This is a genomic window from Psychrobacter communis (genome assembly GCF_014836505.1).
GTDB lineage: Bacteria > Pseudomonadota > Gammaproteobacteria > Pseudomonadales > Moraxellaceae > Psychrobacter > Psychrobacter faecalis.
In genome coordinates, this window is sequence record NZ_JACSQR010000053.1 from 1 (window position 1) to 10618 (window position 10618).

8 protein-coding genes and 1 pseudogene are annotated in these 10618 nt (G+C 42.2%); 4 read left to right on the forward strand and 5 right to left on the reverse strand.

The annotated features are described in order from the left end of the window. Positions 1–367: transposase (locus H9653_RS12730; protein ID WP_191692515.1), on the forward strand; the 367-nt coding region annotated here is incomplete at its 5' end. Positions 368–465: 98 nt separating this feature from the next. On the opposite strand, the gene H9653_RS11825 is transcribed toward H9653_RS12730, so the two are convergent. The 5 genes and pseudogenes from H9653_RS11825 to H9653_RS11845 form a co-directional block, all read right to left on the reverse strand. Next, positions 466–1179: a cytochrome c1 gene (locus tag H9653_RS11825; protein ID WP_191692516.1), complete on the reverse strand. Its 714-nt coding sequence runs from the start codon at positions 1177–1179 to the stop codon at positions 466–468. Beyond that, entirely contained in the window at positions 1179–2384 is a 1206-nt protein-coding gene (locus tag H9653_RS11830) for a cytochrome b (RefSeq protein WP_191692522.1), read from the reverse strand. The genes H9653_RS11825 and H9653_RS11830 overlap by 1 nt, the downstream gene beginning before the upstream one ends. Positions 2385–2406: 22 nt before the next feature. Continuing rightward, positions 2407–2991: a ubiquinol-cytochrome c reductase iron-sulfur subunit gene (gene petA / locus H9653_RS11835; protein ID WP_191692517.1), complete on the reverse strand. Its 585-nt coding sequence runs from the start codon at positions 2989–2991 to the stop codon at positions 2407–2409. 449 nt (positions 2992–3440) lie between these two features. After that, positions 3441–5390 carry an ATP-binding cassette domain-containing protein gene (locus H9653_RS11840; RefSeq protein WP_191692518.1) on the reverse strand — a complete coding sequence of 650 codons (1950 nt, stop codon included), beginning with the start codon at positions 5388–5390 and terminating at the stop codon, positions 3441–3443. A gap of 50 nt (positions 5391–5440) precedes the next feature. Beyond that, positions 5441–6606 (reverse strand): annotated as a pseudogene (locus tag H9653_RS11845) (RNA-guided endonuclease InsQ/TnpB family protein). A 217-nt stretch (positions 6607–6823) separates the two neighbouring features. Here H9653_RS11845 and H9653_RS11850 point away from each other — a divergent pair. The 3 genes from H9653_RS11850 (at position 6824) to H9653_RS11860 (ending at position 10491) form a co-directional block, all read left to right on the forward strand. Continuing rightward, positions 6824–7105, forward strand: a complete 282-nt coding sequence (locus H9653_RS11850; RefSeq protein ID WP_144296467.1) for a SlyX family protein — start codon at positions 6824–6826, stop codon at positions 7103–7105. 234 nt (positions 7106–7339) lie between these two features. Beyond that, the gene (locus H9653_RS11855; protein ID WP_191692520.1) at positions 7340–8731 is read left to right on the forward strand and encodes an outer membrane protein transport protein; all 1392 of its coding nucleotides are present in this window, start codon (positions 7340–7342) and stop codon (positions 8729–8731) included. A 365-nt stretch (positions 8732–9096) separates the two neighbouring features. Then, on the forward strand, positions 9097–10491 hold the full coding sequence (locus H9653_RS11860) for an OmpP1/FadL family transporter (RefSeq protein ID WP_191692521.1): 1395 nt from the start codon (positions 9097–9099) through the stop codon (positions 10489–10491). The last annotated feature ends 127 nt before the right edge of the window (positions 10492–10618 follow it).

The window sequence follows — 10618 nt, forward strand, 5'->3', positions numbered from 1 at the left end:
TTTGTGTGAGAACTTAAAGATTAACCGTTCGCTATTTTTTTTGCCAGAAATTTATATCCAATGTTCAACACGCCCTAGTAAAGCCGTTCCAAAAGGACGTCATGCGGTGGTGGTGATGGACGGCGCATTATGGCATCAACCAAGCTTGAATCAGGCTAATGTCACTATGCTTAAACTACCGCCTTATTCACCTGAGCTGAATCCTTCTGAGAGAGTATGGCAGTACCTTAAGCAAAATGAGTTATCCAATCGTTGTTATGACAGTTATGAGGCTATTGTCGATGCCGCTTGCTTGGCTTGGAATAATTTGCTTAAACAGCCACAAAGAATTCGGTCGTTAACTGCTCGTGCTTGGGCACAACTTTAATTGTTGGGTTTGGTATTATAATTAACCATTTATTCAAACATAAAAAAAGCACTACCGAAGTAATGCTTTTTTTTAGCATGAATTTTGTCCATTACACCTTATTTTACGTCTTTCCAGAACTCTTTATTTAACAAGTAAACTGGAATGAGCAGTACTAATAAGAATAAAATCACAAAGAAACCGATTACTTGGCGGTCATGACGTACCGGCTCTGCCATCCACGCCATAAAGTTAACCAAGTCACCAACTTCAGATTCAAACTCTTCTTCACTCAAGGTTTCTTGCATATTATGCAACACGTGCGGCATAGCAGCGTTTGCAAGTACTAAGTTGTTAGCGCCCCAAGGACGGCTTGGATCTTCATAGAACGATAGCAAATACGTATAAACCCAGTCATCACCGCGTAGTCTTGTTTCAAGTGACAAGTCCGGAGGTGCCGCACCAAACCATGATGCTTGTACTTCAGGATCGATTTCAGCATTGATATGATCACCGATTTGATCGGTGGTGACCATCAAATACTTTTCAACCAGCTCAGGCGGTATCTCTAAGTCTTTAGCAATGCGCGAATGACGAACATACTTTGCTGAGTGACACCCAGCGCAGTAGTTCATAAAGATTTTCGCACCGTTTTGTAGCGAACCCTTATTGGTAAAATCAATAGGGGCGGTGCTACAAGCTAAGTGTTCAACCACGCCATCAGCATTGGTAAAAGTACCACATCCACCACCTGATGCGCTTGCAGTGCCAGCAGTCAACATCAGTGCGGCGCCTAAGCCTAGACCAGCTAGGGATTTAATTAGCGTGCTCATTAGTGACCTCCGGTAACGCGTTCTGGTGGCTGTTTACACTTCTCAATAGCTGTGTAGAACGGCATCAATAAGAAAAACAAGAAATACAGGATAGTAAAGATACGTGCCAAAATCGTCGCTGTTGGCGTTGCAGGTGTCGCACCTAAGTAGCCTAATACGATAAAGCTGATAGCAAAGACAGTAAGCGCAATCTTTGACAGAATACCTTTATAGCGTATAGAGCGTACAGGAGATCTATCTAGCCATGGGATCAAGAATAGGAAGGCAATCGCACCGCCCATTGCAATAACACCACCAAGCTTATTAGGAACTGCACGTAAAATGGCATAAAAAGGTGTGTAATACCAAACTGGTGCAATATGCTCTGGTGTTTTTAGCGAATTCGCTGCTTCAAAGTTTGGTGGCTCAAGGAAGAAACCACCGCCTTCTGGGAAGAAGAATACGACTGCAAAGAAACAGATAAAGAAGACAACAATACCAACCATATCGTGCACAGTATAGTACGGATGGAATTCGATACCGTCTAATGGTACGCCATTCTTATCTTTTAGCTTTTTAATATCAATGCCATCAGGGTTGTTCGAACCAACGTGATGCAGCGCCACTAAATGCATAAACACTAAGCCGACAAGGACAAGTGGAATAGCAACCACATGCAAAGCAAAGAAGCGGTTTAAGGTAATACCTGAGATGATATAGTCACCACGTACCCATTCAGCAAGACCGTCACCAATGACAGGTAGAGCCGCAGGTAAGTTTAGAATAACCTGAGCGCCCCAGAATGACATGTTGCCCCAAGGGAGTAGGTAACCGAAGAAACCTTCTGCCATCAATGCTAGGTAAATACCCATACCGATGAGCCAAATAAGCTCGCGTGGTTTTTGGTATGAACCGTATAGCAAAGCACGGAACATATGCAGGTATACCACCACGAAGAACGCAGAAGCGCCCGTCGAGTGCATATAACGGATGAGCCAGCCACCTTTGACATCACGCATGATATATTCAACAGACGCAAATGCCCCTTCGGCACTTGGGTTGTACATCATCGTTAGCCAAATACCAGTCACCAATTGGTTGACCAATACCACCATTGATAACACACCAAAGAAGTACCAAAAGTTAAAGTTCTTTGGTGCATAGTACTTTGACATATGATATTCATAGGTTTCAGTCGCAGGAAAGCGCGCGTCCACCCAATGCATTAGTTTTTTACCCATGCTCATATTAAGCCTCCCCAATCGTCAAGATAGTACCATCCATGCTGTACTCTGGGATTGGTAAGTTAAGCGGTGCAGGGACACCACTATAAACACGACCCGATAAATCGTATTTAGAGCCATGACATGGGCAGAAAAATCCACCGTACCAGTCATTACCGCCTAAATCAGCTGCGCCCACATCAGGACGGTAGTTTGGTGCACAGCCTAAATGTGTACAGACGCCTTCTACCACCAGTACTTCTGGTGATAAAGAGCGCTCAGGGTTTTTACAATATTCTGGTTGTAGTGACTCATCTGAATCAGGATCTGACAGTAATGACTTGACTGATTCTAAGGTGGTCAGCATCTCTTCAGTGCGCTTGACCACAAAGATAGGTTTGCCACGATACTTGACGACAATCATCTGTCCTGCTTCGATAGAACCAATATCTTGGGTCACTGCAGCGCCTGCAGCCTCGGCTTTTGCGCTCGGAGTCCAAGAACGGACAAAAGGTGTCGCCACAGCAGCTACCCCAGCTGCACCAATGACGGCAGTCGAGGCAATAAGAACTCTACGACGTTGTACGTTAACGCCTTCGGCATGGCTCATTAATACTTCCTCCAGGTGAATGAAATGGGATTATCCCACACTGGGTTTGTGGCTTAGAAAAATGACAATTATCAAGCCACGTTAGCTGTGCCTAATTTTGCTAATTGTTGCTATTCTAAGCTATTTCGGTCATAAAATAAATTATTGTGTTAAAAATAAAGCAGCCTTGAGAAAGCGTACTTCAGTGTTAAACAAGATAATTAGTCTAAAACTGCTTAATTATCAATATTTAACCTACCTTAAAGTACGCTTTTTTATCAACAAGACTATTATGAATAATGACCTTATAATTAATAAGGGTATTCAGCAATAGGGAATGATACTTGAAATCAAGACAATGTTCACTAACTTTCCGCACATTACGCGGTTGTAAGTGGTCGTAAGCTATTTATAACCCTTCACCATTTTCGATATAAAGGTTATGTAGTGATAAATAGCGCTAGACAATATCAACTCTCAAGCGTATGCCAGCGCTCAAGCTTAGTCATCATCTCATCTTCAATGACCAATAAACGCTCACTGGCAGCTGTAGCGGCGTCCATATCTTTCGTAAACCAAGAACCGTCAGCCAGCTTTTCTTCCAGCTCCGTTTGCTCAGCTTCTAACGCAGCGATTTCTTTTGGCAAATTATCGAGTTCACGCTGTTCATTATAGTTAAGCTTTTTGGCAGCGGTATTAGACTTTGCCGCGACCGTAGTTTTATTGTTAGCTTTGCTACTAGCAGCATTATCGTTAGACGATTTAGCATTCTTAGCTTTCGCTTCTTCTTCACGGTTTTTTTGTACTAAGTATTCTTGATAGCCGCCGACATATTCTTTGACAATGCCATTACCATCTTCATCCGTGTCAAATACCCAAGTAGAAGTAACGACGTTGTCCATAAATGAGCGGTCATGGCTAATCAGCAGAATAGTACCGTTGAAGCTGGCGACCGATTCTTCTAAAAGCTCAAGGGTGGCCATATCCAAGTCGTTGGTTGGCTCATCGAGCACTAGAATGTTAGCAGGCTTTAATAATTGCTTAGCCAATAACACACGGTTACGCTCACCACCTGATAAGGCTTTGACAGGTGTACGTGCACGCTCTGGGGCAAATAAGAAATCCTGCAGATAGCTCATGATATGCGTTTTGCGCCCGCCAACTTCTACGAAGTCAGAACCTTCAGAGACGTTTTGCGCCACGCTGGCTTCTAAATCCAACTGATCACGCAGCTGATCGAAAAAGGCAATTTGTAAATTAGTGCCAAGCTCGACCGTGCCTGTTTTGGTGACTTCATCATCAGACATATCCAGTAGGGCTTTAATCAGCGTGGTTTTACCCGCGCCGTTAGGGCCTACGATACCTATTTTGTCACCGCGCATAATCATGGTGCTAAAGTTGTCGACTAAGACGTTGCCATCATATTCCAGATGCAGGTTCTTAACTTTACAAACCAGCTTGCCGCTTTTCTCGCCTTCACCCATGGTGATATTGACGTTACCGACTTGCTCGCGGCGGCCTTTACGCTCTTCGCGCAGGGCTTTTAGTTCACGCACGCGACCTTCGTTACGGGTACGACGCGCTTTAATACCTTGGCGAATCCAAACTTCTTCTTGTGCCAATTTTTTATCAAAATTAGCGTTGTTCTTTTCTTCAGCAAGTAGCTGCTGCTCTTTTAATTCTTGATAACGCGCATACCCTTTAGCGCCTTGGGTGACGTCATAGCTCGTCAATTGACCACGATCAAGCTCAACGATACGGGTGGCAAGCTTATTGACAAATGCTCTATCGTGCGTCACGAACAATAACGTCAGACCTTGCCAGTCGAGTAAAAAGCGCTCCAACCATTCGATGCTTTCAACGTCTAAATGGTTGGTCGGCTCATCGAGTAATAGCACATCAGGCTTGGTGACTAGTGCACGAGCAAGTAGCACACGGCGTTTACGACCGCCAGACAATGAAGACAGGTCAGCTTCAGGATCAAGTCCCATAGTCGTAATTAGACGGGTTGCATCACGTTCTAAATCCCAACCATGTACGGCATCGATATCGTGTTGCAAGGTTGCCATATGCTCGCAAGCGTCCATATCGCCATTGGCACACATATCGACTTGCTTATTATAGTTAATCAGCAAATTGGCGGTGTGGCGGCTACCGCCCATCACGATGTCTAAGATACGTCCGCTGGTTTCAGGAACGTCTTGCTCTAACATCGCAACACGCATGCTGCTATTTTTGATAATCTCGCCGCTGTCAGGCTGCAATGACCCATTTATCAGTTTAAATAAAGTAGATTTGCCTTCGCCATTACGGCCAATCAAACAAACGCGCTCGCCTGCATTGATTGAAAAATCGATGCCATCGAGAATAGGAGCCACGCCAAATGCCAAGTGAATATCTTTTAAATGTATCAATGCCATAGAATATCTTAAGCTTATATAATAGTGAGGTAAGGGTTGTTGCAAAATTCCTAGCAGTATAACATGCTGCCACCTAACTGTAGTATGCGTAAATGCCTTTTTGACTTCCTCCCCTTCTTAAAAGCGAAGGGGATTCCTACTCAAGACGGCCAAGCCCGACCGCGAGTATGTTTTTTGCTCCATTAACGTCTCGTTGATGGGTCGTTTTACAAGAACGACAGAACCACACTCTTATACCAAGACCCGCTCTACCTTTCGGACTGTCTTGGCGTGAGCCGCAACACGAGCAGGTTTGGGTGCTGTACGCTTCATTCACTTCGATATAGTGGCAACCTGCATGCTTGCATTTGTAATCCAGTTGCCGCTTAATCTCAAACCAACCAGCATCATAGACGGATTTGGCCAGTTTGCCCTTAGTGAATGATGTTGATTTTATTTTACCAACGACAATTAAGCTATTGGCTTTAACCAGTTTATTAGTAAATTTATGGGTTAAATCTTTTCGGGTATTTTTAATCTTGGCATGAATCGCCTTGACCCGCTTTTTATTCTTGGCCCTTTGAGCAATCGCCAGTTTTTCAGCGTATTGATGGGTGAGTTTGGTTTGTAGTTGATCGCCATCACTACTGACTGCGGCATCTTTGCAGCCTAAGTCAATACCAACTTGACCGTCACCGCACTTAATCTTTGGAAATTCTTTAACGGTGATACAGGCATACCAGTGGCCGCGAGCATCTTGCACCAGCTCACAGGTGTTGATGTTGTATAGGGCTAGGTTATAGCTATCCCACATATCAATAATTAGCTTTTTACCCTTAGCGAGGCTTAGCTGAATGGTGGATTTAAGGCTTTTCTTGCCTGATTGACGGGTTGCTAGATGTTTTATCGCGGTCTTTTTAAACGGTATCCAACCTAAGTTTCTACGTTTGGCTTTAGGATTGTTGGTACGCCAGTTGAGTTTGGCTTTTTTAAATTGTTTGCGAGATTTAGCGTGAACCTCACTAATAGCTTGTAAGGTCTGGCTGTGTAGATTTAGGTATTCACCAGCCCCTTTGGTGTAGGCTGCTAAATCGTAAGCTGTAAAGAATTTACCCGTGCGTTTGAGATGTTTGAAACTAAGCTCATTGACGTAATTCCAGACAAAATTAACCGACCCTGCTAAGATGTTTAGCTGATTGGTGTGTTTGTCTTTGATGCGTAGTTTGAGCGTTTTCATAGAGTGATTATGTTCTCAATGGGTTTGTTTAACAAGGTGGGTTCAATCTTAGGTGACAACGGTTGACGCCTGATATCCACGCCCTAGAAGTGACGTGGTTTTACGGGGCTTTTTGATAAACACTATTTTATAAAGTCTATTTTAAATGGTGAGGTCTGAGATTTAATAAAGAAAATAACCATACTATCTATTATTGAGAACTACTATTGAGAAAAATATGAATCAACCAAATTCGATAGAAAAAAACGCTCCTAATCAACAAGCTCAGCTGGCAGATAGCCAAGCGGATTTACAGGCTCAAGTGATTGAGTTGCAGATGAACTTATCTCATCTTGAAGTTACCGTGGAGCGGCTTGATGAGGTTATTACGCGCCAAGATAGAGATATTCAAACCTTGCAGCGCCAACTACAGTTTATCTATAAGCAAGTGCAAAACCAAGATGGGGAGGGCGGTGTAGCGCCTTTTGATGTTATGGCAGATAGACCACCACATTATTAACAATAAGATATTCTCAATATAGACAATAAATAATGGCATAGTATTTATTGAATATTTACATGTAAATTTTGGCATAAATATACGGTTCGCTGACTATCCAGTCATATTGCAGAAATAAAGTATTTTTCGGTTGTTTTCATGTAAAAAACACATTAGTATCCTTCACCTTAGATACTGTCTACCTAACAAAGTTCGGTGTAGCGGTAAAACAATGTGGATGTTTGGAGATACACAATGGGCGCAAATTTCAATCTAAAGACTCTAACGGTAGCTTTGGCTGCTCTTTCTGCAGCTAGTCTCGCTAGTGCGGCAGGTCTTGATCGTTCAGGTCAAGATATCACCGCGTTTTTGCAAGATGGCGTATATGCAGAAGCAGTTTATACTTATCTAGATGCTGATGTTAGTGGTTATGACAATGCTTATGTTGGCGCAGATAAAAACGCCTATCAGCAAGGTAATAAGATAGACGATATCGCAGAGTCTTATGACTTCTTCCGTTATGGCGTAAAAGCCGACATTAATGATACTTTTAGCGTTGGTGTTTTATATGATGAGCCTTTTGGTGCAGCTGCTGACTATAGAGGCGACAATAATTTTGTAGCTCAAGGTGATCGCAACGCCACGATTAATGCTGTATCAGGTGGTAAGATTAAGGATTTTGCATCTGCGGCTCAAACAGTAGGTGGAATTAAGTATAAAATTGACAATAAGATTGAATTAACGCCTACAGAGCAAGCACAATACAAAGCATTAGCGCCAGCTGTGGCGGCGGCACAAGCAGAGTTTAATACCAAAGGCGAAGGAACCAACGTTGAAGTGCGTACTGAAAATATCACTGCAATTCTTGGCATGAAATTTGGCGAAAATAAAAATTTCCAAGTTTATGGCGGTCCGGTTGCTCAACAAGTACAAGCTGATGTAAAACTACGTGGACTGGCATATAGTGCTTCGACTGGCTATACCGCTCATATTAGCTCAGATCAAGATTATGGCTGGCTAGCAGGTGTGTCTTATAGTAAACCTGAAATTGCTTTACAAGCCGCGTTAACCTATCGCTCAGAAATTGATCATACTTTACCAATATTTGAAAGCTATCCTGCAGCCAGCATTGAAAAAGCTGGTGAGATAGATATCACTACTCCAAAATCTGTAAACTTTGATTTTCAAACAGGTATCAATCCAACGACTTTAGCAACAGCAAAAGTACGCTGGGTACCATGGAGTGACTTTGCAATCGTACCTCCTGTTTATACAGAAGTGAGTAAAGCGCAGTACCCTGAAGGTTTGTCTTTAGTCAGCTATGATAAAGACCAATGGTTAGTAGAATTAGGTTTAGCTAAACGCTTAACACCAGCCTTAGCTGTAACTGGTAACATTGGTTGGGATAGTGGCGCTGGCAATCCAGTAACCTCTTTAGGTCCTATCGAAGGCTATTATAGTGCAGGTCTTGGCGCTAAGTATAACTTAACTGAAAACTGGGCTATTTCTGCTGGTGGTAAATACCTATGGTTCGGGGATGCTAAAGGTCAAATCCCAACCAAGAATGTCGTTAGTAACTTTGAAGACAATGATGGTTTTGCTCTTGGTGTAAAATTGTCTTACCAAGCTAAGCAGAACTTTAACTAAGAATTTATGTCTTTATTCTAAATAAAATTATTTGAATCATATTAAAAACGATCTGTAATGGGTCGTTTTTTTATGTTTAAAAGATTAGAAATATATTGTTTGATGTTAGATCTATATTGATTAGGCAGTAAACAATTATCCTTAATTTCGCTAGAGATAATGAACTTTTATTTGCTGATTTTGAGCAATAATGACTGAACTAAAGAGTCACTATCTGAAAATAAAGTGTTTTAAGTATTGTTTTAGTGTTAAAAAATCATTACTATTCATTTAGGACGTCATTTACATAAACTTATATTTCAAGCAACAATGCTGAATATTAGTTATGAAGATGATTTAACAACGAGGATGTTTGGAGATACACAATGCGCGCTACTTTTCATTTAAAAACTCTTGCGGTAGCAATCGCTACTATTTCTGTAGCCAGTGTGACTAACGCTGCAGGTCTTGATCGTTCTGGTCAAGATATCACAGCATTCCTACAAGATGGCACCTATGCCGAAGCTGTCTATACCTATATCGACGCTGATGTCAGTGGCTATGATAGCGCTAATAATAACCCAAATATTGATGAGTATCAGCGCGGTAATGCAACAGGCGATATCGCTGAGTCTTATGATTTCTTTCGTTATGGCGTGAAAACTGATCTGAACGATACGTTTAGCGTGGGTATTCTATATGATGAGCCATTTGGTGCGGCCGCAAATTATAGTGGTGACAATAACTTTGTATCAAAAGGGGACCTTGATGCTTCTATCGCGGCAATTACCAATAACCAAGCCCCGACTTATAATGCAGCTATAGCGGGCATAACTGCTCTTACTCCAGGTGAAACAGCGGGTGTACTGACACCCGAACAGCAAGCACAATTAGACGGTTTACGGGGCGCTGTGGCGATTGCAAATGCTGAAGCAGCAAATGCAGGCGAAGGTACCAATGTCGAAGTACGTAGTGAAAGTATTACGGCTATTTTAGGTGCCAAATTTGGTACCAATAAAGAGTTTCAGATTTATGGTGGTCCAGTAGCTCAGCGTGTGCAAGCAGATGTTAAGCTGCGTGGTCTTGCTTATGGTCCAGCCACAGGTTATACCTCACACATTAGTCCAGATCAAGACTATGGTTGGTTAGCAGGCGTTTCTTATAGCAAGCCAGAAATTGCTTTAAAGGCTGCTTTGACATACCGATCTGAAATTGATCATAAAATGGATATTAACGAAACTTATCCAGTAGCTGGAGCCTTAGGTATTAATCCAGTCCAAACTAATACAATGGAACTGACTACTCCTAAATCAGTAAACCTTGATTTCCAAACCGGTATTAACCCAACGATGTTAGCTACTGCAAAAGTACGTTGGGTACCGTGGGGTGATTTTAAAATTACGCCACCTTTATATAATGAAGTCAGTAAAGGAAGCTACGGTCCTAACGGTTTAAACTTGGTTGAGTATGAAGATGACCAGTGGCAAGTAGAACTTGGTCTTGCTAAGCGTTTAGCTCCTGCTTTAGCCGTAAGTGGTACTGTTGGTTGGGATAGCGGCGCTGGCGATCCAACAACATCATTAGGTCCTATTGATGGTTACTATAGTGTTGGTTTGGGCGCTAAATATAACGTGACTCCTGAATGGGCAGTATCAGCGGGTGGTAAATACTTATGGTTCGGTGATGCAAAAGGTCAATTACCGACAGGTAAAATCGTTGGTGACTTCCAAGATAATGATGGCTATATTCTCGGAATGAAATTATCTTACCAAGGTAAATAAACTATCGTTATAAATTCAGTTACTATATTAAAAAAAGCGATCTTTAAGATTAATGCCAGTCAGTTAAGGCAAAAACTCAATAAAAGTAATAAAATAGCCCATCTAATAAGTAGATGGGCTATTTTAC

What these genes read in the sequence shown, in the direction of transcription:
- H9653_RS11825 (WP_191692516.1), bottom strand. Translation starts at nt 1,179, where the DNA reads ATGAGCACGCTAATTAAATCCCTAGCTGGTCTAGGCTTAGGCGCCGCA.
- H9653_RS11830 (WP_191692522.1), bottom strand. Translation starts at nt 2,384, where the DNA reads ATGCATTGGGTGGACGCGCGCTTTCCTGCGACTGAAACCTATGAATAT.
- petA (WP_191692517.1), bottom strand. Translation starts at nt 2,991, where the DNA reads ATGAGCCATGCCGAAGGCGTTAACGTACAACGTCGTAGAGTTCTTATT.
- H9653_RS11840 (WP_191692518.1), bottom strand. Translation starts at nt 5,390, where the DNA reads ATGGCATTGATACATTTAAAAGATATTCACTTGGCATTTGGCGTGGCT.
- H9653_RS11850 (WP_144296467.1), top strand. Translation starts at nt 6,824, where the DNA reads ATGAATCAACCAAATTCGATAGAAAAAAACGCTCCTAATCAACAAGCT.
- H9653_RS11855 (WP_191692520.1), top strand. Translation starts at nt 7,340, where the DNA reads ATGGGCGCAAATTTCAATCTAAAGACTCTAACGGTAGCTTTGGCTGCT.
- H9653_RS11860 (WP_191692521.1), top strand. Translation starts at nt 9,097, where the DNA reads ATGCGCGCTACTTTTCATTTAAAAACTCTTGCGGTAGCAATCGCTACT.